Here is a 23,623-nt window from a genome sequence, read left to right on the forward strand (position 1 = left end):
GTAACATTTTCTATAGATGGGGTTGTTTAACGATATTGACCCCATCTTTTTTTACCATAAATCGGTCAAACCTTTGTTAGCTATGGGTTTTAACGGGGTTGTCACCCCGTCAGGATGCAAAGGCTTATCACGAGTTTCTGAAGCTGCGTTGGATACATTTAAATAGCCCGTCTTTCTGGCATCCACAGCGAGAAGAACTGTGTAAAGCTGAGACTTCTTTGCAAAAGCTGGAAACTTTCAAATCTCAGTCGAAGGTGTTGAAGCAGCAGCTAAATGAAGCTCAGTTGTATGGTGATACGCTACTGCGTGAGGCAAAATATCTTAGCGATCTCAATCACTCCCTTGCCTTCGTTGGGAAAGTTGGTATTGGTAAGACAACAGCCATTTGCAAGCTAACAGGACTTGTTAATCCCCAAGAGCCAAAATTCAATCGAAAAAGTGTTCTTTCAACAGGCAAAGGCAGAACAACTGCTTGTGAAGTTCATATCCGGCCTCGGAATAAATTTGGGCTAGTTGTTCATCCTTGTTCGGAAGATGAGATAAATAAAGTAATTGAGGACTTTTGGGCAGTTTGGAAAAATAGCACTGAAGAAGATGCAGAGAATAAAAGAACAGATGTTTCTTGGGAAATAGAGCGTGCGCTCCGTAACATGATTAAGTCAGTCAGTGAGAATAAGGAAAGTGATGATCCTTTGGTAGATATAGTGAAGCAATGCGAAAATCTAGCTACTTTCCGAACAGAGATTTTTGAACGGCTGAAACTTTCGGAAAGGAAACAACAAGAATTCTGGTTTGATGAAACGTCCGAACAGACAAATCGCGAAAATCTTCAGAATAAGTTTAGGAATATTAACTATAGCTTAGACAACGATTTACCCTTGCCACAACGAATCGATGTTTTTGTTACCGATAACTTTTTTCAGTTTTCCCCCTACGAATTAGAACTTGTTGATACAAGAGGAGTCGATGTAGAAGGTACAGCGAAAGGAACGGTTATTAGACAGGATTTGATTGACTACCTAGACGATCCACGTACTCTAACTGTTTTATGTTGTAAGTTCGACGATGCACCAGGGGATCTGATATATAGTCTCATCGATAAGCTAAGTGAAACCCGCGAAGAAGCATTTAAAGAGCGGGTCATTATCCTTATTCTACCCCACAATGATGATGCTCTCGAAACAACAGATAATGCTGGCAACGAAATAGAAACAGAAGAAGAGGCATACAAGCAGAAGCACAGTGAAGTTCAAAGAAAGCTCAGAAAGCTACAGCAAAAGAGCAATGAAGTGCTCAAGATGCCCATCTTCTTCTTTAACGCTAGCTCAGAAGGTCCCGTGCAGGTTGCAGAATTACTAAATAAGCCACTAGAAACCTTGCGATTGACCCATGTTAAACCTCTCCTAGAGGCTGTAGATGCCCTTGATGTTCTAATTAAAGACATAGAAGAAAAAAACGCACGGGAGGCTCGCAAAAATGTCATCGCAGCTTTAAAGATTTTCTTGGAACAAAATCCGCAACTTCCGCTTTCAGCACGGAAAGTAGAAGATGAATACCTAATGGAAGAAATGAGCAAAGCACATCCAAAGAAAGTATTAGCAACTGTTCGTCGTTGTGGAAGCTCGGATAGTCTTAATGTTTATGTTCTTCTTAGTAATGGAGCTAGAAATATTGCTTGGTACAGTAGCAACAAGCCTTTTTTTGAATTAATGGGCATCACAAATAATCTGCTTGGCAATTCAGACCTAAAACCCGCACACAATTTCTTGAGACAAATTAAAACGAATTGGAGTGTGTGGCGTGAAGATTTCATTAAGTATGCTGAACAAACTGGCAAGCAAGTATTTCAATTTCAACTTGAATACTATTTCAGTTGGGCAGAGTGTGCTGCTATGTACGGTCAAAAGGGCAAATTTCGCGATGGGGTTACCGAAAAACTTGAACAGTGGTTTAATGCACCTGAACAACAGCACTTGCATGATCTCTTAAAAAACCGCATCGAAAAAGCATGGCAGGAGAAAGTTTTAGAGCAGTTGAGTAATCTAACAGATGAGGACATAGAAGCTGAATAAAATGTCATTAATCAGGGGTATCGGAAGGTGTTCTAGATATCCCTGAAAATGAAACGAAGGAAGCTGCTGCTACAGTCTCCGCGTCCGATCGAATTCGATACCTAGATACCTTCAATCTCCTGCGCCGTCCAAGTTGGTGTTATCAGTCACTAATTAATTAGACCAACGCTGTCTTGGGCTGCCTGACGAGATGACCTAAAGCACGAAGAATCTTTTTTGTCGATCGACTCATCTGCCAATTTTCAGTCTCTGCGGACTATCGGTCTACGGACGATGTGTCACATATCTGGAAAGTTCGATCGCCCGAAATTCCCCATCCCGACTCAAGACGGAGGCCTCGCAGAGGTACAATAGGACGATCGCACTCTCTGACTCCAAGCGCGATAGGGCGCTACACTCTGCCCGAAATGGGTAACATCAGATAAAAAGCAGTAAAAAACTAGAAACAGGTTTATTGCAAGCTGGTTTTCGGCCAGTAGCAAGTGTTGAAATCAATGGTGCTTTTGTTTCAAGATGAGCATCGATCGCCAAAGAATAACGTATAATGAGACTATCGCTAACATTGAGGGAAGATGACTTCTCAAACGATCGAAATTTTGGAAGATTTGCTAGGCAAGTTACAGCACTTACTCCCGGAAAATCAGCAGCTTTTGTTAACTTTTGCAGAGTTTTTGCTGGAACGACAGATGCGATCGAGCCCCGAAAACACTTCAGTTGAAGCTGCACCTCCTCCTCCGCAACAACGAGTTTTGGGTCTGCATCAAGGGATGGGCTGGATGAGTGAGGATTTTAACGAGCCACTTCCTGATGCGTTTTGGTTGGGTGAAGCATGAATATTTTGCTGGATACGCACGTCTTGATTTGGCTAGCGATCTCTCCCCAAAACTTATCGCAACAAGCGACGAATATTATCACCGATCCAATTCATACTTTATTTACGAGCTTGGTTAGTATTTGGGAAATGCAAATTAAGCTTCAGCTTGGGAAGTTAACACTGAACGTGTCCTTAACTGAATTGATAGAACGCCAGCAGCAAGTCAATGGATTGCAAATTTTGCCAATCGAGCTAGCTCATATTTTTGCATTAGACAAATTGCCAAATGCTCATCGCGATCCATTCGATAGACTCTTAATTGCTCAAGCCGTTGTGACTCAAATGCCTGTCTTAAGTATTGATGCTGTATTCGACAGCTACCCCGTACAAAGATTGTGGTAAAGCGATCGGTTGAATAGGCTTTAACTTATAATCGGCGATCGGTAAAGAATATCGCATTCAGAATCAGAAACCGGGTTTTTACCAAATCTGCGGGCTACAAAGAAGTATTATCGTAAAAAACCAGGTTTCTGGGCCAATGTGTAAGTCCATTGGCTCTTGCATCCCCTCGCAGAGGTACAATAGGACGATCGCATTCCCCAACTCCCACCGTGATAGAGCGCTACACTTTGCCCGAAATGGGCAACATCTGGACTGAAACCGCCAAGCTTAAAAGCTGGCTGCAAGTAGAAATCGCTGTCTGCGAAGCTCAAGCCGAACTCGGCTACATCCCCGCCGCCGCAGTCGAAGAAATCAAAGCTAAGGCTAATTTTGACCCCAAACGAGTCCTCGAAATTGAAGCCGAAGTCCGCCACGACATGATCGCATTCTTGACAAATGTCAACGAATATGTAGGCGATGCCGGCCGCTACATTCACCTCGGCTTAACCAGTTCCGATGTGCTCGATACCGCTTTGGCGCTGCAATTAGTCGCCAGCGTCAATATCTTGTTAGAACGTGTCGAAGAATTGAGTCAAGCTATTCGCTATCAGGCTCAACAGCATCGCAATACCGTCATGGTTGGCCGATCGCACGGAATTCACGCCGAACCCATCACCTTTGGCTTTAAACTAGCAGGATGGCTGGCAGAAGTCTTTCGCAACCGCGACCGATTAGTGAATTTGCAATCGTCCATTGCAGTCGGCAAAATCTCCGGCGCAGTCGGAACCTATGCTAATATCGATCCGCGAATTGAAGCGATCGCCTGTCAAAACCTCGGACTCGAACCGGATACCGCATCGACTCAAGTCATTTCGCGCGATCGACACGCCGAATACGTCCAAACCTTAGCACTTTTAGCAGCATCGATCGAGCGTTTTGCAGTAGAAATCCGCAACCTGCAACGCACCGACGTTCTCGAAGTCGAAGAATTCTTTTCCAAAGGGCAAAAAGGCTCATCCGCCATGCCCCACAAACGCAACCCGATTCGATCGGAAAGACTCACAGGAATGGCGAGAATCGTCCGCGCCAACGCCGTCGCAGCCTTAGAAAATGTTGCACTTTGGCACGAACGAGACATCTCTCACAGTTCCGTAGAACGGATGATTTTGCCCGACAGTTCTACAGTAACTCACTTCATGTTAGTAGAAACCACAGACTTAGTAAAACACCTGCTAGTCTATCCCGAAAACATGAAGCAAAACATGAATCTTTACGGCGGAGTCATCTTCAGCCAGCGAGTGATGTTAGCCTTAGTAGAAAAAGGCACGAGTCGCGAAGACGCCTACAAAATTGTGCAATCTTGTGCTCACGAAGCTTGGAACAAACCGGGCGGCAATTTCTACAATTTAATTGCTAAGGACGAGCGGGTAACAGCTAAGATGACCACCAAAGAAATTGATGATTGTTTCGATCCGCAGTATCAATTGAGGCACTTAGATTTAGTGTATCAGCGCTTGGGAATTTGAGGACAATTAACAATTAAAAATGACTCAGAGAGAAAAGAGAGCGAGCGTTCTCGCGCTTGTCCCACAGTCCGCCGGGGGTTAAAACCCCCGTCTCATAGCTAAAGTCGGTTAAAACCGACTGAAAGACTCATAAAATAAAAGTTTTAGAGAAATATTTCAGTCCTCTTCAGAGGACTTTAGCTATGAGACAGGGGTTTCAACCCCTGTCGGTCTGGCGGGCTGACAGACAACACGAAAAGCGCGAAAATTTCCCAAGATAGGAAATGTAAAAACTCTATTAAATATCCACTTAACACAGCTATGAAATTCAAGCGATTTACCAAATATTTAATTGTATTCGCTCTAATATTACTATCTACAACCACACTGAATTATACAACATCTATTCGCGCCCAGGAGCCGCCACAAGTGCAAATTACCCAACCAGAACCAAACCCAGTAGTACCTGAAAGTATTTTCATGAGTCAACTTCCCAGTGCGGCGCGACTGGTTGACATCCGCACCGTAAATCCCAACATTCGCCTCGATATCCGGTACGCCACTACTAACAATTTCTTGAAACGAAAACTTTACCCTATATCGAAATGCGCCTTAAGAAGTTCTGTTGCTCAAAAGTTAGGGCTAGTTCAAAGAGATTTGGAAAAAATCGGATTGGGTTTGAAAGTTTACGATTGCTACAGGCCTTTCTCTGTGACTAAGCAAATGTGGCAAGCTTGGCCAGATCCGCGCTATGTTGCTAATCCTGCTAGGGGTTCGCGACACAATCGCGGTGCTGCTATTGATTTGACTTTAGTCGATCGCACCGGCAAAGAATTAGAAATGCCTACTCCTTATGATGATTTTACCGAAAAAGCTCATGGAGATTATCAAGGCGGTAGCGCCGAATCTCGGAAAAATCGTCAAGTGCTTAAGGATGCGATGAAAAAACACGGATTTATGGCTATCACAACTGAATGGTGGCACTTTGATTCAGAAGATTGGCAGAAGTTTGCGATTCTGGATATATCGCTTTCCGAGATTCCTTAATTATACTATTTATTAATAGTCGCATATCCGGGTATGGACACGGCACGGCCCTGTGCATACAGATATCAGGGAAATTATCGCAATTCAACAGAAAATTCGTATTCGTATCCCCGGAAATTTGAGTCTAATTGTAAAGTGTAATTGCCTGTTAGTGGCACTTTTCCACTCCACTCTGTTTCATTGCCTTGATAAGGATCTCCGGCTAAAAGTTTGCCACGAGGAGTTATAATTTGGGGGAAAACATCTTTTCTATTCCTAACACTCATTGTTTGATTCTTAGTGGCGCGAATCCGGTAAGAGTGGGTGCCGCCGCCGATGATTCGACCTTTAACAATTGCCTCCTCTCCTCCCGGCAGAAAATTAATCTGGTGGTTGATGTTAGAACAACTGCTTTCGGTGCGGTTTTTGGCAATCCAACCGGGCGGATCGGTAATTCGCAGCCAACCGTTTTGTTCTTCGGCGACTGAAACAAAGGTATTATTTTTAAGTTTTCCTACTATGTTGCTGCCCCTTACTTGCGGGATCGATCGCACATTTAGCGGTGGATTCGGATCGCTGACTACAGCTTGGCTGATTTTGCAACCCGAATCTGGGGGTGTGACAACTACTGCCTCAACTTTTCGTGGAGGGACTCCTGCAACTAGCGAGGATTGAACAGCCGGGGTTTTTGCAGGTTGGGGTGGGGATTTCGGAGATTCTGCAGCGGGGGTTTGTGCTTGCAGAGATTTTCGTTGCCGAGATTCAGGGTTGTTCGTCGGCCCTGCAATCTGGTTTCTGGTGGAGGCGGGCGATTCTGCAAGGGGAAGATCGGATTGTTTCATCGCACCCGACTGTATAGTGGCAACAGCCACTCCCACCGCTGTTGCCAGTCCTGCTAAGCTTACTGTGATGATTTGAGCCTTAGTAAATGACATAAAAAACCCTCTCTGTATCTATACTAATAATTTTTGTTTGGGAGTTGGGGCGATCGCCAGTTAATTTATAGTGGAAATACCTAGTGCGGGTCACTGGGTCAGGATTTTTATATAAAATTTCAGATCCATAAGTGCCGCAATAATTTGAGTCAATAATATATACTGGACGCCTATACTGATGGTAATCTTGCTCTGGGGTATTTGCGCGCAAATTTGCGAAGGTAAGCGTTCAGCGCGAGGTACATAAAATGTCAAAATTGATTCCTCTAAGATTACAACCGCCTCGCGATCGATTGTTGGAGGAGGTGAAGCAGGAAGTCCAAGCAGGACGATCGCAGTCTTTGCACGCGGCTGTGCTGGCTAACCTCAGTCAAGACTCGTCGCCTGTTGGTGTTAACCGCTGTTGGGATGTGGAAGTGAAAGCGGGCAACCGTCCGAGTTTTCGGCTTCCTCCCAAAGCAAGCATGGCTAAAGTGTTCGATCGCGCCGGCGGCAAATTGGTAATTTTGGGAGCGACGGGTGCAGGCAAAACTACGACGCTGCTAGAATTAGCTCGCGTGTTAATTTCCCGCGCCCAAAAAGATGCTAGTTTGCCCGTACCAGTGCTGTTTGAACTCGGATCATGGAAAGCAGAATCTGGGGCGATCGCCGATTGGTTAATTGCTCAACTTCAGTTCAAATACGGCATCTCTCCTGCTGTCGGCAAAAAATGGCTTGCCGAACAACAATTGCTGCCTCTCCTCGACGGCTTGGACGAAGTAGAAACCCACCGCCAAAATATCTGCATTCAAGCAATCAATCAGTTTGTGGAAAGCGAATTTAAACCCAAACATTTAGTAGCTTGCAGCCGTTTTGAAGCTTACAAAAACTGCGAAACTAGATTTCGCCTGCAAGCAGCGGTTTTATTGAAACCTTTAACAGAAACTCAAATTCAAAATTATCTGCTAGAAGCCAGAAGCCGCGAACTTTGGTACAGCATTGAGCGCGAGCCGGAGTTGTTGAAATTGGCAAAAGTTCCCTTACTTTTGAGCATGATGGCTTTGGCTTACGACGATATTTTAATTGAAGCTTGGAAGCGCATCACTTCGGCAGAAGAACAGCGCAAATATCTGTTAACTGCCTATATTCGCCACCAAATCACCGGGGAAGTCAAGCAGTATCCCAGAGGAAAGGAACTGCGGCCGGAACAAATTCGCCACTGGCTGGGATGGTTGGCGAGAAGGATGGAACAGCAAGGAATTCAAGAATTTTACCTCGATCGCATACCGTCTAGCTGGCTGCAAACAGGGGAGGAACGGCGCAAGTATCAGTTTGGAGTTAAGCTGCTTGGCGGGCTGATTTGGGTGATTTTAGGATTAATTGCCAGCCTAGTCTCCGGGTCAATTTGGGGATTAATTGCGGGTGCTGTTGCTGCGGTAATTAGTGCTTTTTTGCCGGGACTTCCAGGGATTGAAAGTTTTATATTGCGCCTGGTGCTGTGGTCGAACGGCTACATTCCTTGGGATTACAAGCGTTTTCTCGATGCTGCGACCGATCGCTTGTTGCTGCAAAAAACGGGCGATCGGCGCTATCGATTTATTCACGATTTATTGCAAAAACATTTTGCTGAAATTAGTCATTAGTAATTAGTTATTCGTTAGTTGTTATGTGGAGTTGCCAAATTAATGAGCAATTAAGTAAGCCTCGCTCAAAAAAACCGAATATCCCGAACCCCTACTTCTAGAGGAAGTCCGGGCTCTAAGAGAAGGTTAGTGGTATTTTTGCCATTTGAAATAGCTGGAGCGCAGTAAATTCTAATCCATCAAAAAGTGGATCTGTTAATAGGGTATCTCCCATATAAGTCTGCGGTGCTGCATCGGGGTAAAAAACTGTAATGCTTCTCGCCTTGCTATCTACTACCCAAACCCGCAATACCTTAGCATCTAAATAATCTCTCGCTTTAGCAGCTAACTGACCAAAAGTTTGTTCTGGTGAAATAATTTCTATGACTAATTCGGGGGCTACAGGACAAGCTTCATCTTGATTCCAGTCGGGAGATAAGCGTTGGTAAGAAACATATAAAAGATCGGGTACTGGCACCCAGTCTCGCCCCAGTCTGGTTAATCTTACCGCCCATTCTACACCAATTTCTCCCCGTTGCTCACCCCACTGTTCGAGGATTTTTATTAGGCTTCGGGTGAGGCGAGAATGAAATTTTTTAGGTGACATCTTCGGTACTGCTTGCTCGTCAATAAGTTCGTAGGTAATATCGCCTTCTCCTTCGGGAAGAGTGAGAAACTCTTCCAAAGTGAGTTGAGTTTTTGTCTGGAGCATAATATTCCTCTGCTGTGGGCAGGCAAGTTAGTATTATTTTAACTTAAATATTCATTGACATAATACAAATGTTATGATAAAGATTGGCAAAATCTCAGGTTTTAACTGCCGAATTTGCGATCGACTCCTAGATCGACACCCCCAAAAGGTTAAGATTCTAATCTGACCCTCCTGCAATCATTGCTTCACCTCCTATGGCAGAAACCTTATTGTTCAACGCCCTCCGCGAGGCGTTAGACGAAGAAATGGCCCGCGACTCCGCCGTATTCGTACTCGGCGAAGACGTAGGTCAATACGGCGGTTCCTACAAAGTCACCAAAGACCTCTACAACAAATACGGCGAACTTAGAGTGCTCGACACCCCGATCGCCGAAAATAGCTTTACAGGCCTGGCAGTAGGCGCAGCAATGACGGGACTGCGGCCGGTCATCGAAGGCATGAACATGGGCTTTTTGCTGCTGGCATTCAACCAAATTTCCAATAACGCCGGAATGCTGCGCTACACATCAGGTGGCAACTTCAAAATGCCAATGGTAATTCGTGGGCCTGGCGGCGTGGGCCGGCAACTCGGCGCGGAACACTCCCAGCGCTTAGAAGCATATTTCCAAGCAGTACCGGGTTTGAAAATAGTCGCCTGTTCGACTCCCTACAACGCCAAAGGACTCTTAAAATCAGCCATCCGCGACGATAACCCCGTTCTGTTTTTTGAGCACGTTCTTCTTTACAACCTGAAAGAAAATTTGCCAGAAACAGAATATTTAGTGCCGCTGGACAAAGCAGAAATTGTGCGATCGGGCAAAGATGTCACAATCGTGACTTATTCCCGGATGCGGCACCACGTCATGCAAGCCGTGCCCGCCCTGGTAAAAGAAGGTTACGATCCAGAAGTAATCGACCTGATTTCTCTCAAACCCCTGGACATGGAAACCATCGGCGCATCCATTCGCAAAACTCACAAAGTAATTATTGTAGAGGAGTGCATGAAAACAGGAGGCATCGGTGCCGAACTAATTGCTTCGATTAGCGATCGATTTTTTGACGAACTCGACGCACCGGTTTTGCGCCTATCTTCACAAGATATTCCCACACCTTACAACGGTAATTTGGAAAGACTGACAATTGTCCAGCCCACTCAAATTGTCGAAGCCGTCCAAAAAATGGTAGCTTTGCGAGTATAAATAGTGATTAGTCAGTAGTCATTGGTTGACTGTTGACTGTTGACTGTTGACTGATGACTGTTGACTGATGACTGATGACTGATGACTAAAATCTGCCAACCGCCAACTGCCAACTGACAACTGCCAACTGACCAATGACTAATAATTAAATATGCAAAAACAACGTTCAATATTAGCCCTAATTTTTGTTTTAATCATCGCCGCTATTACTGTAATAGTAACAATTCCGACGCGGCTGGGATTAGACTTGCAAGGAGGGTCGCAACTCACAATTCAAGTAAAAACTACCCCCACAATTCCCAAAATTGACCAGGGAATGTTAGAAGCTGTGCGGCGGATTGTCGAAAACCGCGTCAACGGTTTGGGAGTTTCCGAAGCCTTAGTCCAAACAGTAGGAGAAGACCAAATTCTCGTGCAGTTGCCCGGAGTAAATGACCCACAGCAAGCAGAACGAGTCTTGGGCGGCACCGCCAAGCTAGAATTTCTGGAACAACTGCCCGGAACAGAAGCACAATTAGCCATTGAAAGGCAGTTGCAGCAGGAATTGCTGGTCAAACAAGAAGAATTGAAAACTAGCCCTAATGAGGCAGCAATTAAAGAAAATCAGGCTGCTTTGAAAAGAAGCAATGAGGCGATCGCCAAACTCTTCAAAAGCAGCGGCCTCGGCGGCGAAAACCTCAAAGACGCTCAACCTCAACCCTTGGCCTCTGGGAACAACTGGAACGTTGCTCTTGTTTTCGATACCAAAGGAGGCGAACTCTTTGCCCAACTCACTAAAAATTTAGCAGGTACCGGACGCAGCATCGGTATTTTCCTAGACGAAAGAATGATCAGTTCTCCAGTCGTCGGCGTTGAATTTGCCCAAACAGGAATTACTGGTGGTAGTGCCGTAATTCAAGGCAACTTTACAACGCAAGAAGCCAACGATTTAGCAGTGCAATTGCGGGGTGGCGCTTTGCCTGTGCCGGTCGAAATTGTAGAAAACCGCACGATCGGCGCTAGCTTGGGTAAAGACAGCATTCAAAGCAGTATTAACGCAGGTATAGGCGGCTTAGTTTTAGTCTTGATTTTCATGGTTGCCTACTATCGACTCCCCGGCGTAATTGCCAATATTGCTCTGTTAATTTATGCTCTGTTAACTTGGGCAGCTTTCGTGCTTTTGGGAGTGACATTAACGCTGCCGGGAATTGCTGGTTTTGTGCTCAGCATCGGCATGGCCGTTGATGCTAACGTGCTGATTTTTGAGCGCACGCGGGAAGAGTTGCGGGCGGGGAAATCACTTTATCGAGCTGTAGAATCGGGTTTTTACCGCGCTTTTTCCAGCATTTTAGACGGCAACGTCACAACAGTTATTGCTTGTGCTGCTTTGTTCTGGTTAGGCGCTGGTTTAGTTAAAGGGTTTGCTGTAACTCTGGCATTGGGAGTATTAGTGAGTATGTTTACTGCGCTCACTTGCAGCCGCACTCTGCTGTTCGTAGTATTGAGCTTTCCAGCATTGCGGAAACCTCAGTGGTTCTGTCCCGGTTTGTCGAAAACTGCTAATAGTTAACTGTTGACTGTTGACTGTTGACTGTTAACTTCTTCCTTCCTTCTTACATCCGTTACATCCGTTAAGCTGAGGCGCATCTAAATTTGACAATCAAATTCGAGCAAATTCTTGTGGGGTGGGCGTCCCGCCCGCCCAAAAATACAATTTAGATGCGTAACAGCTTACACAATCCGTTGCCGAACTTCCCTCTTCCTTCAAATTATGAAATTTAGTGTAATCAAATATCGATCGCTCTGGTGGAGTATTTCCGCGGCTATAATCCTCGCAGGTATAGTGTCGATGGCGATTTCTTGGACTCGTCCCGACATCCGCGCACCACTGCGCCCCAGTTTGGACTTTATCGGCGGCACTCGGCTGCAATTTGAACTTGACTGTACGAAACCGGAAAATTGTAAACCCATCGATATTGCTGCTGTCCGCCAAATCCTCGACACCCAAGGTTTAGCTGGCAGCAGCATTCAAGTTATCGGTCAAGAACAGCAGGGTTTGTCGCTGCGAACAAAAACTTTGGATGTCGAACAGCGGACTAATTTGCAAACAGCTTTGAGCGAAAAAATAGGGGCTTTTGCTCCTCAATCTACTCAAATTGATACGGTTGGGCCTACCCTCGGCAAACAGTTGTTTACTTCGGGTTTGCTGGCTTTGTTGCTTTCTTTTGCTGGAATTACTGCTTATCTGACATTCCGATTTCAGTTGGATTATGCCTTTTTTGCTTTTGTGGCTGTGTTTCACGACGTGTTGGTCACGCTTGGTGTTTTCTCATTTTTGGGTTTAGTTCAAGGAGTGGAAGTTGACAGTTTATTTGTGGTAGCGCTCTTGACACTAATCGGTTTTTCTGTTAATGATACTGTGGTAATTTACGATCGCGTGCGCGAAGTAATTAAGCTAAATCCGGGACAGTCGATCGATCAAATTGTCGATGATGCTGTCATGCAGACGCTGGGAAGGTCAATTAACACAACGTTTACCACGCTGCTAACATTGTTTTCAATCTTTTTGTTTGGCGGCGAAACCCTCAAATACTTTGCTTTAGCTTTGATTGTCGGTTTTATTGCTGGTTCGTATTCGAGTATTTTCGTTGCCAGTACGCTACTAGCTTGGTGGCGCAGTCGCACCGGCCACTCCATCCCCGTCCCCGCAGAAGGAATCAACCAGTCAGAGGAAGTTTAATTAACTGTTGACGGTTAACTGTTGACGGTTAACTGTTGACGGTTAACTGTTGACTGACTAATAATAAATCATCAATAAACAATAACCAATAACCAATGACAAAGGACAAATGACAAATAACAAATGACTACTGAGGAAACTTTTCAAATTGAAGTCCAAAGGCTTCACAAACTAACAGTTTACGGCCGCTGGTTAACTGTGATATTGCTGTGGATTAGCGTCGGTTCTTTGAGCATTTGGGGTTTGCGCCGCGAAATAACTTTGTGGTTAGAACACTTCACTTGGGCGGCGGTGCGCTACGGTTTATCTTTTCATCGCTGGCCGACTCTCGGTTTGGGTTTGTGTTTGGGAATGACTTTAGCAGTGCTAACTTGGCAAAGTCGCAATATGGTGCGAGGATTGCCCCATCGGGAAAAACAGGGTTTGGAACAACAAGTTCGCCGCATTCGCCAGCGGGGGCCGAGTCATCCTTTGTGGAAGTGGGTTTGCAAAGGTTCGCGGTAGCCGACGGGCCTTATTCTTGAGCCTCAAGCCAGAGGAACGAAAGTTTGACAAAAAGCGGTTTCAACGGCCGAGTTCCTAACTTTTATTGCTTCTTCCTTCTTCCTTCTTCCTTCTTCCTTCTTCCTTCTTCCTTCTTCCTTCTTCCTTCTGCTATATCACGCAAAGCGAGGCAAAATATGTGCTACGGGAGACTGTTGAAGCGGAATTTCGATCGCAAATTCTGCTCCTTTTCCCGGTTCCGAAAAGCACTTCAATGCGCCGCGGTGTTGGTTGACAACAATTTCATAGCTAATGGACAGTCCCAAACCAGTTCCTTGCCCGACCGGCTTAGTAGTAAAGAAAGGGTCAAACAACCGCTTCCGAACATCTTCTGTCATTCCAGGGCCGTTGTCAGAAATTTTAATTAGTACCTTTTTTTTCTCAATTAACTCGGTGCGAATCCGAATCGTAGGAACCAGGCGGGTAGACTTACAAACTGATGATTGAGTCTTTGTACAAGACTGGTTTTCTTCGCCTGATTGCGGCTTCTTCGCGTTTTTTTTATCAAAATTTTCGTGTTTATTAGACTCAACCAGAGCGTAAATTGCATTAAGTAAAATATTCATAAATACCTGATTGAGCTGTCCGGGATAGCACTGCACCAGCGGCAAGTCGCTGTATTCTTTGTGAATTTCGATCGCCTCCTGCCCCGGTTTCCCTTTAAGCTGGCTTTGCAAAAGCATAATCGTGTTGTTGATACCGTCGTGAATGTTGACCTGCTTCATTTGAGCTTCGTCTAATCTGCAAAAATTCCGCAGCGACAAAACGATGTCGCGGACTCTTTCTGCACCTTGCTGCATGGAATTTAAGACGTTTGGCAAGTCTTCTAGCAAATAATCGAGTTCGATTTTTTCTGCTGCCGCTGTAATTTCCGGTATGAATTCGGGACAGTGCTGTCGGTAGATGTCGAGCATCTGCATTAAACCTTGCGTGTACTCTTTAGCGTGGTGCAAATTGCTATAAATAAAGCCGATTGGATTGTTAATTTCGTGAGCTACTCCTGCTACTAACTGCCCCAAAGAAGACATTTTTTCTGTTTGAATTAGTTGAGTTTGAGTGCGCTGAAGTTCCAGCAAGGCAAGTTCGAGCTGTTGGGCTTGATGTCTCAATTGCGCTTGCGACTCGCGCATCGCTACAGTTGACAACTCGTGAATTTGCAACTGAGAAAGCAGCAGTTGGTGTACGTCTAAAAGTTTGTAAGTTTCCGGTTCTACTTGGACTACAATGGGTTCGTGGATTAGTTCGGCCGATCGCTCCAAAGACTGCCGCACTGCCGTCATAATTGAGGTTTCGCGATCGAGAACCAACATATCAGTTTTAGTAAAGCGGTAGAGTATGAACAAAGGCTGTTGAGAAAATAACTCCAAACTGTAGGGGCGGCTCATGTGTTCAAAATAACGCCGCCGCGAAATCATCCCTATAAACTTTCCTTGCTGAGTGATGATGATGCCGGGAACTAAAGGGTTTGCTTGAAAAATTTTAGCAACTTCGGCCCCCGGACACTCAGATTCTAGGAGAAAGTCGTACAGGGTTAATTCCTGTAGAGTCGATCGCAAACCAAGCGGCGATTTTAGGGGACTCAACCCGTCAGTTTCATACACTGCTCCCTCCTTTGGTAATTGGCAGTTGCGGTTGGCTGCTAGAGTCTTGCCTACTATTTAGCAGGCCTTTTCAACTCTTTTTATAGCTTAATCATCAACTTCCCTCTGCTCCCTGGAATCCCGTTAATTCAGCAGGATTATTTTTGGCCTTTCATCGTGCTGGTGTCCCCCGAAACGATATTGCAGGTTAGATTGATTTAACAGCAAACACCCCTTTGAAACCTGACTATGTATTGAATTTTATATATCCAAGATTTTACTAATCCGAATATAACAGTCATAACTATTTTTAATGTTTGATGACATTAATTTGGTTCAGATGGATAGACATCTGCGACCTGTGGCAGTACATTTCGTATTACCCCTTGCGTAAAATTATATTACAATAAGACAAGAATAGCGACAACTCTGCAGCAGCTCGCCCGATTTTAAAATTCAGGCAAAACAGGTTTCCGGCAATTGCCCATAAATCTCAATTGTCAGTTTTTTTGCACAAATGCCGATCGCACTCAACCCGAAGATTGTATTGTAGGTAGTCTCCGAGCTAAGGAGAGCCGATGGCGAGCAATTTGTCAACTTCGGCAGCTTATAGTTTAGCCGCATCGACGCTCCAAAGCTTCACCGACGAAAATTTTCCCGTCAGATGCTAAATTTGTGAGATCGCCACTAAAACTCACATTCCACACATCCGCTTCATGTGCCTTAAAAGTTTCCACAAAAGTACCGTCGGGCCACGAACTTGAGATTCAAACTCTGTCGCTGGCAAATCCGACACGGAGAATCAAGAGGAAGCAGAAGCAAATAATTCTATTTTACCCGACTTTTCCCCAACTTCAACATCAATTTGAGGAAGTTGGTTTGGTTGCGATAATATTTCGATCATTATTACTTCTCCTCCCCCTTGATTTTAGGCAATTCGCATTAGAAACTCTAAGATGTTGATTTGAGGAACCTCGGGGGGTGGGGTTTGGTTGGGCGATCGCACTGAGCTAAATTGAAATGACATTTGAGGAAAGTAAGCGACGGTTTTCATGTGCGGTTTCCCGAACGAGAGGTGGTAATTGTATACACGGCGGGACGATCGTACTTTCAGTACAATGTCAGTATTTCAACCTGTACACCTGTTGAGTCTGAGTCTGTGAGAGTGTGAAAGTCGCTCTCATCCTTTCGTTGTCTGGATTGGAAGTTTTTTAAGGGTTAGGCGGTGCGAGGGTTAGAAGCAGACAGTTAACTAAACGGCACAAGGAGAGAGGGACAGATGGGATAAGCCCAGAAGCGAGAGAGTGAGGGAATTTTCATCATCATACTTTCAGAAAATCACGACAGCAGCAGCAAGATCACCCAAAAGAATGATTGATTCAAAAAAAGTTGCGTGTTATATTTCAATATCATTCTATACAAAAATACTTTTACCTAAAAGGAGAACAAAAAATGGACACACCTACAGATCGCGCACAAGAACCAGTCGGGACAAGAGAACTCGAATCAATACCTGTATCTGAAAAAGTTTCGGCGCAAAAAGTTGCTGAGGTTAATTTTGAAACAACTCCTTTAGAAACCCCTGCTTATACTCAGGAAAAAGTTAGCGTCGAGGAGGTAAAAATTAACGGCGACGATTTGGTTGCTAAAGTTAAAGAATTGATTCACGAAGGAAATATCCGCCGCATCATTATCAAAAATGAAGAGGGACGGATTTTGGTAGAAGTTCCTCTGACGGTGGGAGTAGTCGGTGGAGTAATTGGTGCGGCCTTGTTTCCAGTCATTGCAGCAGTAGGAGCGATAGGTGCCTTAGTAGCTCACATGACCATCATCATTGAAAGAACCGAGTAACAGAAACTCAATTCTTATTAATGTTCCTGTCCGGTTAATATCCCGTAATCAAGCTTTTTGGTAGTGAGTAAGACCCTCCTCTCTTTATGGATGAGAAAAAAGTGGCGTTTATTACTACTAATTTAATTGTGGTTATCTAACCGGACTTAAACAAACTTCAAGCACAAACTGGCTTGATAAATAGAGTGCTAATAACTGTTACTACGAGCTTCTCTGTTGTCCCGATTTTACCCCATGTATTCGCTTCCGCATCAGGCTGTAAACTTGCCACTTTTAAGGGTACTCTGAATCATCTAAGATGAGGTTACATCCTTGGCTGATCGTAGTTTGATGACACTGATTCATTACCTCCAAGTGGCGTTGATTCATTTCACAGAATGACCAAGGCGCTGCGCTTAGAAAATGGTGTAATTTGTGATAAGTTACTCGGACGGCGTGTGTCACCATCGGCGAGAGGTGGTTTGGCTCACTTTCTCCCAATAATTCGCCTCAATAGTTCCTAAATTCCCGTTTTTGGGCTTGATGACGAAAGATATGGTCAAATCTTTGACACCATTTATCACAGCAGGGGGGCATGGCCGCGGGGGTTGTCTCTTTCATTGCTCATCCTTTAAGTTTATATGGTTGCAGAGCAAGTATATAAACTCTCATTTAGCCCCTATTTTTTGTTTAAGTCCGGCTAATCCTATTCCTTTGGAGGACTCAGACAATCATTCCGAAGGTAGAGCCTGGTTAATGCGTTGTCTAGTTAGATTCGATACAGATGAAGGAAAAACCAAAAGTTCTCTAAACTCCCTAAGCATTAAGCTGTTAAGCATTTAAACAGGGTATGACCAAAACGCCCAAGGTTGACACATGAATCTTGACTGAATCTTGACTGAATCTTGACGGTGAATCGAAATAAGTGATTCCAACGCTCAACAACTTAGCTCAAGTTTTCAAACCAGAGCATCTCCTACAGACAAATACTTTTTGAATAGTTGTGGCGAAGATAATTATGAAACCTAACGAAGAAAATAGCTCTAGCCGTGAAATTCATCAAGAAGTTCACACCGATGCAACTAACGGCCACGTCAGTACAACGCGAACCACTACAAATGTTCCGAGTACAACGGGTAAGGCTTCTAAAGAAGCAGCTCATCACCAAGGTTATGTACAGGGTCAAATGGCCGAAAACCACCGCCAACTTGGAGTCCAAGAAGTCCGCGATAACGAGAATGCGGGTCGCGGGTTACTGTTAGGGATTCTTCTTACTTCTTTGGTAGGCTTAGTTCTGGGCAGTGTATATTACTTCAATCGGAGTGAGGAGGCTCCTACTCCTGCTTCTGCTCCTGTGATTGTTGTACCCAAAGCGAATCAGCCTTCAGCAACACCTGCTCCGACTCGGACTATAGAGAGAGAAAAAACGATCATTCAAAAGATTGTTCCGGTTCAACCAAGTCCAGTTCAAAACGCTACCCCTGCTCCTCAACCAAGTCCAGCTCAACAGGCAACTCCGGCTCCTCAAGCAAATCCGGCTCCCAATATCAATATTACGGTTCCAAATTCACAGCAGCAAGATGCACCCGCTCAGCAAGCAGCGCCGTCTCCATCTTCGCCGTCAAATAATACCGATACTACGGTTCCGAATTCGCAGAGGGAGCCAGCTTCCACTCCGCCAACTCCAGCACCTGAGAGTTCAGCTACTCCATCTCCAACTCAAGGTGAGGGCGCTTCTGGAGCAGGTACGAGCGGCGAAACTAATACGGAAAACCAGAGCGATTCTAATCCTACGGGTACGGCTGTACCTGATAGCAACTCCGGCGCAGAGGGTGCGGCTGGTTCACCGCAATAGAAGTTTGATGTTGAATTAGTCCGCCAGGGGTTCAAACCCCACACTCATAGCTAAAGTCCTTTAAAGAGGACTTTTTTTATGGTTTAAACTGAAATATTGCACCATTCTCAATAATCTTTTTTTGGGCGGGCTCTCCTGCCCAACCCCTACTCCCCACCAGAAAACTCATTGTTTGTGGAACAGGCCCGAAAGCCTGTTAAGCAAGAATGGTGCAACATCTCAGAGTAACCGGACATTGGGGCTGAACTCAAGAAACCGGGTTTCTGCAATGGAAAACGTTTTAAGATTGTGCCAACCTATCCTAAGAAACAGTTTGGTGAACTAATTTAACTTTCCCTAAAGCCATCTTCCTGCTATCAAAGAGTTTCATCACGCCGGAGGAGATGGTCTCGATGACATCGGGAGCGCAGTAAGAGAGAAACTCTTCCGAGGAAGTAGGATCTGCAAAAAACTCTTGAGCTTTCTTCAACAAGTTTTCAGTTTCAGCAAAGCCGATAGATTTGATAATAAACGTAGAAACCGGGGAGTTTTTAATATCATAGCGCGATTCTTGATTGCGTCCTATTTCTAGCAGGTATAACACTTCTCTTTGCAACTGAGTCTCTAAGGGGTAGGCGCTCTGTCTGTTGGGCAAGTAATCCTCCAAAACCGAGGTTTTAAATCCTGGTGTCCGCAATTCTCCCATCATCGTTGAAAGCGGAATATCGCGCCCCAAACGGTAGGAAAGAGCTTCTAAAATGGCGATGGTAATTAGCTTGACACCAAAATAAAGTTTAGCAACTTCGATATTTTTGCGAGTTCGGGCAATCAGGTTAGCGTAGGTTTCATCGTCCGGCTCTTGCATAAACTGCTGGAAAACCAGTTCGGGTTTGAGGAACTTCAAAAATCCTTCCATTTTTTGCAGAGACTTGCGATACCCGGCAACAGTATAGGAATTAACATTGGTCAATTCGTGGTTGGTTTCTGGCATCAAGTTCCAGGTATTGTCTAAGAAATTAGAGGAATTTGGAGAGGCAAAATTCTCGACATCTCTATTTGCTAACCTGACAGCACGCTTGACAATTTCTACAATTTTTGCAGGGTTCCATTCCATGTTAAAATCGCGATTTATACTTACCAAACGCTGGTGCAAAAGTTCGATCGCGCTCAAACCACTGGGCGAAACGGGACGAAAAGGGATAGTAGCTTCGATGCAAGCTGTTATCTCAGCGATCGTACTAGGTGGCAAAAAAGGCTCCAAAGATTTGGCAGCAATAACAGCACTCAAGAATTCGTTTTGGCCGGCAAACGAAGAGAGAGTCTTGCCGGGAATAAACCCAAATACTGAGGCCACTAGCTGATACATGGCATCGTCGGGCAGTTCGGTTTCATCTCTAATAACTAACTGCGATCGCACCTCTTTGACAAAAGGACAAAGGGCGCTGCTAATATTGAAACTAACGCCCTGATCGACTTGCACGTACACGAGGTCGTGAAACAGCGCAGCCAGCACCTCGATCGGATCGACTGACCCCCCGACCTCAAAAATGTGTTCCGACGTGTGAAAGGAGCGCCAAGGCCCTCTCATCGCTTGAATGATTAGCTCAGCTATCTGCTCCAGCTTTGGAATATCTACTCGACCTCCCAATTGGTCGATCGAGCTTACCAAACCATCCAAACACCGTTTTTGTTCTCCGAAAAGCTCCATTTACACACCTCCAGTGCATTCCCTGATTGTCTTGCGCTTGATTGCATGGTATCAAAACCCGCTGCGATCGTGCCATGATTTGTCACTCAAAAATTTAAAATTTTAAGGTGAAACAGCGAGAGGGGGCCAGGGAAAGAGGAAGAGAGAGGAAGAGCGAGGGAGAGCGAGGGAGAGCGAGAGCGGGAAATTAAATATTAAAAATTCTGCCGTTGTGAAGATTCGGCCAACTTGGGCGATCGGTATCATAAATTACAGTAAAAATGACAAAAAGGGGATAAAAACTTGATGAATTTTTGATGAAATTATGAGGGATTTTTGACAAAAGCTGTAGGTGGGTGGCATTGACACCAGCTTCAAGCTGCGGTGGTATAAATACTGCGTGTGGCCTCAGAATAAGATTCGTATACGTGCTGATAAACCTCTTGATATTTGCGCTGATACACTTCAGTTGATTAGCTTTCGGCCAGTTGATCTAAAGCTTCCTCGATCGCCACTTTAACTGCTGCCTTGGTTTGCTGTCGCCTCCCCCAATCTAACACTAACAGAACTTACGCAACTGTCACAAGTGATCCTGGCACCATGCAGCAGAAAATCAGACAATAAACATGGGAATATGGGGGCGTTTCACTGGCTCAATTAAATAATTGGACAACATCAATCGAGGTTAAATACCTCCTTAATCCCTTAGTCCCCCTCTGCTGGGACTTCGTATGTTTATAAGCGATTTAAATCGCCGAATCAACTGTTAGATACCCAACTTTTTTAAGAGGCCGGGGATCGGGGTATTGTGTCTTTTGAGCCGTTGCTGACTTACTGCATCCGATCGATCGTCCGATACTGCACCGCCTCCGCCACATGATTCGTTTTCAAGCTTTCATCCCCCGACAAATCAGCAATAGTTCTAGCAACCTTCAAAATGCGATCGCTCGCCCTCGCCGAAAGCCCCAATTTCCGAATCGCCATCTCCAATAAATTCCGAGAAGCATCATCCAACTGACACCATCTGTTAATGTGACTGCTTTGCATCTCCGCATTACAGCGCAAACTAGATTCCGACTGAAAACGGCGAGTTGCGAGCTCTCGCGCCCGCTGCACCCTCACCCGCACCGGTTCCGACTCTTCCCCCGTCGGCTGTCGCGTAATTTCCTCGGGTTTCAAACGATTAACCGCCACTTGCAAATCGATCCGATCCATCAAAGGTCCCGAAAGTTTGGCCCAATATTGCTCCCTCTTTTGCGGCGAACAAGTACACTGTTGAATCGAATCGCCGTAATAACCGCAAGCGCAAGGATTCGTACTCGCAACTAAAGTGAATTGAGCCGGAAACATCACCGATTGTCTAGTCCGAGAAATCGTCACATAACCATCTTCCAGCGGTTGTCGCAAAAACTCCAAAACATCTCTTTTAAACTCAGTTAATTCATCCAAAAAAAGAATGCCGCGATGTGCTAAAGAAATTTCACCCGGACGCGGAAAACTGCCGCCGCCTACCAAAGAAGGGCCAGATGCCGAATGGTGAGGACTGCGAAAAGGTCGATCGCCCACCAAGCTTCCCTTATCCTTCAATAACCCAGCCACCGAATGAATCTGAGTTACATCCAAAGCTTCATCAAAAGTCAGCGGTGGCAAAATACCCGGCAAACGCCTCGCCAACATCGTCTTACCGCTCCCTGGCGGCCCCACAAAAATTAAATTGTGTCCCCCCGCCGCCGCAATTTCCAGAGCCCGCCGCGCGTGAATTTGCCCCTTTACATCCTTTAAATCTAGACCCAAAAACCGCGTTTTTGCTAACTCTTCTCGACCGTTTACTTCTACAGGCGAATAAACTTCAGGATTGTTCAAAAAATCAGTAACTGCAAAAATATTCTCAAAACCATAAACAGATATTCCGTGCACCAAAGCCGCTTCCTGCGCGTTACCAGCCGGTACAACCAAGCCCGAAATACCCATTTTTTGAGCAGCAGCGGCGATCGGCAAAACCCCAGCCACAGGCCGCAAGCTCCCATCTAAAGAAAGTTCCCCTAAAAACAAATAATCTCCCAAAAGTTGACCGCTGACTTGTTCCGATGCTGCTAAAATGCCAATGGCGATCGGCAAATCAAAACTCGGCCCTTCCTTTCGCAAATCTGCCGGAGTTAAATTAATCACAATACTCCGCATCGGAAAAGCATATCCCGAATTTTTTAGCGTAGCCTTAACCCTTTCTTTAGCTTCTTGCACCGCAGAATCTGGCAATCCCACAACCACAATTTTTGGTAGCCCGCCTGACACATCAGCCTCAACACCCACCTTTACCGCGTCAATTCCAACGATCGATGCACTCCAAACCCTAGCAAGCATTTTTCTTTATCCTTAATTTGCCTGTCCTTGATTCATCATCTATTATGATTAACAATGACTAATGAATATCGGGAGAGGCAAGAAAAACTTTTCCTTGCCTCTTCTTTTTCTCCTCTTCCCTCTCTCCTGCTGAGTCTTCCCTCTTCCCTCTTCCCGACATCCGTTACATCCGTTACACAATCCGTTGCCGAACTTCATTAACACCCATGACAACTCAAGAAACGCTTTTCAGCAAAATCATCCGCAAAGAGATTCCCGCAGACATCGTTTATGAGGACGACTTGGCCCTCGCGTTCAGAGATATCCATCCGCAAGCACCCGTCCACATCCTCGTCATTCCCAAACAGCCTATTGCCAAATTAGCCGATGCCGAGTCGGAAGATCATGCTCTCATGGGACACCTGCTGCTGACTGTCAAACGAGTAGCAGAACAACTCGGACTTAGCAACGGCTATCGCGTCGTCATTAATAGTGGCAGCGACGGCGGCCAAACTGTAGACCACCTGCACCTTCACATTCTCGGCGGTCGGCAGATGAAGTGGCCCCCAGGCTAAAGGCTAATTTTTACGCAGAACTTGCGGACTCATCCTCAGAAACCCGGTTGATTTCTATTGCCAAGCGCCTCAGAAACCGGGTTTCTTTTTTCGTCAATAAACCCGGTGGATTGGATATTATTGAGAATGCAGCCCGATCGCACTAAAAACCCGGTTTTCAGTATTCTCCCGATAAAAATTTCCCCTCGCAGAATCCACCGATGATATGTAAATAAATATTAAAAATCATCTCTTCACGACCTAATTAACAGATATTTAAATAGAAAGAGAATCGACCTGAACAAAAATAAT

20 protein-coding genes are annotated in these 23,623 nt (G+C 45.2%); 13 read left to right on the forward strand and 7 right to left on the reverse strand.

Annotated elements, in window-relative coordinates; genetic code table 11:
* Positions 1 to 98 precede the first annotated feature (98 nt).
* The 5 genes from NDI35_RS22620 to NDI35_RS22640 all read left to right on the forward strand — a co-directional run bounded on the left by NDI35_RS22620 (position 99) and on the right by NDI35_RS22640 (position 5,819).
* On the forward strand, positions 99 to 2,072 hold the full coding sequence (locus tag NDI35_RS22620) for a hypothetical protein (protein ID WP_445314689.1): 1,974 nt from the start codon (positions 99 to 101) through the stop codon (positions 2,070 to 2,072).
* Positions 2,073 to 2,644: 572 nt separating this feature from the next.
* Positions 2,645 to 2,905, forward strand: coding sequence for a DUF2281 domain-containing protein (locus tag NDI35_RS22625; protein ID WP_445314690.1), 261 nt, complete (start codon positions 2,645 to 2,647; stop codon positions 2,903 to 2,905).
* Positions 2,902 to 3,288, forward strand: coding sequence for a type II toxin-antitoxin system VapC family toxin (locus tag NDI35_RS22630; RefSeq protein WP_445314691.1), 387 nt, complete (start codon positions 2,902 to 2,904; stop codon positions 3,286 to 3,288). The genes NDI35_RS22625 and NDI35_RS22630 overlap by 4 nt, the downstream gene beginning before the upstream one ends.
* Before the next feature lie 209 nt (positions 3,289 to 3,497).
* A complete protein-coding gene (purB, locus tag NDI35_RS22635; RefSeq protein WP_445314733.1) occupies positions 3,498 to 4,793 on the forward strand; it encodes an adenylosuccinate lyase in 1,296 nt (431 codons plus the stop codon).
* Between the two features lie 300 nt (positions 4,794 to 5,093).
* Positions 5,094 to 5,819, forward strand: a complete 726-nt coding sequence (locus tag NDI35_RS22640; protein ID WP_445314692.1) for a M15 family metallopeptidase — start codon at positions 5,094 to 5,096, stop codon at positions 5,817 to 5,819.
* A 74-nt stretch (positions 5,820 to 5,893) separates the two neighbouring features.
* On the opposite strand, the gene NDI35_RS22645 is transcribed toward NDI35_RS22640, so the two are convergent.
* Positions 5,894 to 6,733, reverse strand: a complete 840-nt coding sequence (locus tag NDI35_RS22645) for an SH3 domain-containing protein (protein ID WP_445314693.1) — start codon at positions 6,731 to 6,733, stop codon at positions 5,894 to 5,896.
* 248 nt (positions 6,734 to 6,981) lie between these two features.
* Between NDI35_RS22645 and NDI35_RS22650 the strand changes: the two genes are divergently transcribed.
* On the forward strand, positions 6,982 to 8,355 hold the full coding sequence (locus NDI35_RS22650; RefSeq protein ID WP_445314694.1) for an NACHT domain-containing protein: 1,374 nt from the start codon (positions 6,982 to 6,984) through the stop codon (positions 8,353 to 8,355).
* Positions 8,356 to 8,470: 115 nt separating this feature from the next.
* Here NDI35_RS22650 and NDI35_RS22655 read toward each other — a convergent pair whose 3' ends face one another.
* Positions 8,471 to 9,046, reverse strand: coding sequence for a Uma2 family endonuclease (locus NDI35_RS22655; RefSeq protein ID WP_445314695.1), 576 nt, complete (start codon positions 9,044 to 9,046; stop codon positions 8,471 to 8,473).
* A 194-nt stretch (positions 9,047 to 9,240) separates the two neighbouring features.
* On the opposite strand from NDI35_RS22655, the gene NDI35_RS22660 reads away from it, so the two are divergent.
* The 4 genes from NDI35_RS22660 (at position 9,241) to NDI35_RS22675 (ending at position 13,447) form a co-directional block, all read left to right on the forward strand.
* The gene (locus tag NDI35_RS22660; RefSeq protein ID WP_006631063.1) at positions 9,241 to 10,224 is read left to right on the forward strand and encodes an alpha-ketoacid dehydrogenase subunit beta; all 984 of its coding nucleotides are present in this window, start codon (positions 9,241 to 9,243) and stop codon (positions 10,222 to 10,224) included.
* 151 nt (positions 10,225 to 10,375) lie between these two features.
* A complete protein-coding gene (gene secD / locus NDI35_RS22665; protein ID WP_445314696.1) occupies positions 10,376 to 11,773 on the forward strand; it encodes a protein translocase subunit SecD in 1,398 nt (465 codons plus the stop codon).
* 201 nt (positions 11,774 to 11,974) lie between these two features.
* Positions 11,975 to 12,943 carry a protein translocase subunit SecF gene (gene secF, locus NDI35_RS22670; protein WP_445314697.1) on the forward strand — a complete coding sequence of 323 codons (969 nt, stop codon included), beginning with the start codon at positions 11,975 to 11,977 and terminating at the stop codon, positions 12,941 to 12,943.
* A gap of 123 nt (positions 12,944 to 13,066) precedes the next feature.
* A complete protein-coding gene (locus NDI35_RS22675; RefSeq protein WP_445314698.1) occupies positions 13,067 to 13,447 on the forward strand; it encodes a hypothetical protein in 381 nt (126 codons plus the stop codon).
* Between the two features lie 155 nt (positions 13,448 to 13,602).
* Here the strand turns inward: NDI35_RS22675 and NDI35_RS22680 are convergent, their stop codons facing one another.
* From NDI35_RS22680 to NDI35_RS22690, 3 genes are all read right to left on the reverse strand, one after another.
* A complete protein-coding gene (locus NDI35_RS22680; RefSeq protein WP_445314699.1) occupies positions 13,603 to 15,087 on the reverse strand; it encodes a sensor histidine kinase in 1,485 nt (494 codons plus the stop codon).
* Between the two features lie 593 nt (positions 15,088 to 15,680).
* The gene (locus tag NDI35_RS22685; protein ID WP_445314700.1) at positions 15,681 to 15,803 is read right to left on the reverse strand and encodes a WD40 repeat domain-containing protein; all 123 of its coding nucleotides are present in this window, start codon (positions 15,801 to 15,803) and stop codon (positions 15,681 to 15,683) included.
* Positions 15,804 to 15,994: 191 nt separating this feature from the next.
* Positions 15,995 to 16,120, reverse strand: coding sequence for a hypothetical protein (locus NDI35_RS22690; protein ID WP_445314701.1), 126 nt, complete (start codon positions 16,118 to 16,120; stop codon positions 15,995 to 15,997).
* 398 nt (positions 16,121 to 16,518) lie between these two features.
* On the opposite strand from NDI35_RS22690, the gene NDI35_RS22695 reads away from it, so the two are divergent.
* Both NDI35_RS22695 and NDI35_RS22700 read left to right on the forward strand, forming a co-directional pair.
* Complete coding sequence (locus NDI35_RS22695; protein WP_445314702.1) at positions 16,519 to 16,917, forward strand: DUF4342 domain-containing protein; 399 nt, start codon at positions 16,519 to 16,521, stop codon at positions 16,915 to 16,917.
* A 997-nt stretch (positions 16,918 to 17,914) separates the two neighbouring features.
* A complete protein-coding gene (locus NDI35_RS22700) occupies positions 17,915 to 18,751 on the forward strand; it encodes a hypothetical protein (RefSeq protein ID WP_445314703.1) in 837 nt (278 codons plus the stop codon).
* Positions 18,752 to 19,052: 301 nt separating this feature from the next.
* Here NDI35_RS22700 and NDI35_RS22705 read toward each other — a convergent pair whose 3' ends face one another.
* Positions 19,053 to 20,438, reverse strand: coding sequence for a hypothetical protein (locus tag NDI35_RS22705; RefSeq protein ID WP_445314704.1), 1,386 nt, complete (start codon positions 20,436 to 20,438; stop codon positions 19,053 to 19,055).
* Between the two features lie 810 nt (positions 20,439 to 21,248).
* Positions 21,249 to 22,778, reverse strand: a complete 1,530-nt coding sequence (locus NDI35_RS22710) for a YifB family Mg chelatase-like AAA ATPase (RefSeq protein ID WP_445314705.1) — start codon at positions 22,776 to 22,778, stop codon at positions 21,249 to 21,251.
* Between the two features lie 206 nt (positions 22,779 to 22,984).
* On the opposite strand from NDI35_RS22710, the gene NDI35_RS22715 reads away from it, so the two are divergent.
* Entirely contained in the window at positions 22,985 to 23,332 is a 348-nt protein-coding gene (locus NDI35_RS22715) for a histidine triad nucleotide-binding protein (RefSeq protein WP_172188364.1), read from the forward strand.
* Positions 23,333 to 23,623 lie beyond the last annotated feature (291 nt).

The organism is Microcoleus vaginatus FACHB-2002 (genome assembly GCF_040004035.1).
Lineage (GTDB): Bacteria > Cyanobacteriota > Cyanobacteriia > Cyanobacteriales > Microcoleaceae > Microcoleus > Microcoleus vaginatus_C.

Excerpts from the sequence above, each read along its gene's own strand:
- NDI35_RS22705 (WP_445314704.1), bottom strand. The coding sequence starts at position 20,438 with ATGGAGCTTTTCGGAGAACAAAAACGGTGTTTGGATGGTTTGGTAAGC.
- NDI35_RS22700 (WP_445314703.1), top strand. The coding sequence starts at position 17,915 with ATGAAACCTAACGAAGAAAATAGCTCTAGCCGTGAAATTCATCAAGAA.
- NDI35_RS22630 (WP_445314691.1), top strand. The coding sequence starts at position 2,902 with ATGAATATTTTGCTGGATACGCACGTCTTGATTTGGCTAGCGATCTCT.
- secF (WP_445314697.1), top strand. The coding sequence starts at position 11,975 with ATGAAATTTAGTGTAATCAAATATCGATCGCTCTGGTGGAGTATTTCC.
- NDI35_RS22650 (WP_445314694.1), top strand. The coding sequence starts at position 6,982 with ATGTCAAAATTGATTCCTCTAAGATTACAACCGCCTCGCGATCGATTG.
- NDI35_RS22690 (WP_445314701.1), bottom strand. The coding sequence starts at position 16,120 with ATGAAAACCGTCGCTTACTTTCCTCAAATGTCATTTCAATTTAGCTCA.
- NDI35_RS22645 (WP_445314693.1), bottom strand. The coding sequence starts at position 6,733 with ATGTCATTTACTAAGGCTCAAATCATCACAGTAAGCTTAGCAGGACTG.
- NDI35_RS22640 (WP_445314692.1), top strand. The coding sequence starts at position 5,094 with ATGAAATTCAAGCGATTTACCAAATATTTAATTGTATTCGCTCTAATA.
- NDI35_RS22625 (WP_445314690.1), top strand. The coding sequence starts at position 2,645 with ATGACTTCTCAAACGATCGAAATTTTGGAAGATTTGCTAGGCAAGTTA.
- secD (WP_445314696.1), top strand. The coding sequence starts at position 10,376 with ATGCAAAAACAACGTTCAATATTAGCCCTAATTTTTGTTTTAATCATC.
- NDI35_RS22655 (WP_445314695.1), bottom strand. The coding sequence starts at position 9,046 with ATGCTCCAGACAAAAACTCAACTCACTTTGGAAGAGTTTCTCACTCTT.
- NDI35_RS22715 (WP_172188364.1), top strand. The coding sequence starts at position 22,985 with ATGACAACTCAAGAAACGCTTTTCAGCAAAATCATCCGCAAAGAGATT.
- NDI35_RS22660 (WP_006631063.1), top strand. The coding sequence starts at position 9,241 with ATGGCAGAAACCTTATTGTTCAACGCCCTCCGCGAGGCGTTAGACGAA.
- NDI35_RS22695 (WP_445314702.1), top strand. The coding sequence starts at position 16,519 with ATGGACACACCTACAGATCGCGCACAAGAACCAGTCGGGACAAGAGAA.
- NDI35_RS22675 (WP_445314698.1), top strand. The coding sequence starts at position 13,067 with ATGACTACTGAGGAAACTTTTCAAATTGAAGTCCAAAGGCTTCACAAA.
- NDI35_RS22710 (WP_445314705.1), bottom strand. The coding sequence starts at position 22,778 with ATGCTTGCTAGGGTTTGGAGTGCATCGATCGTTGGAATTGACGCGGTA.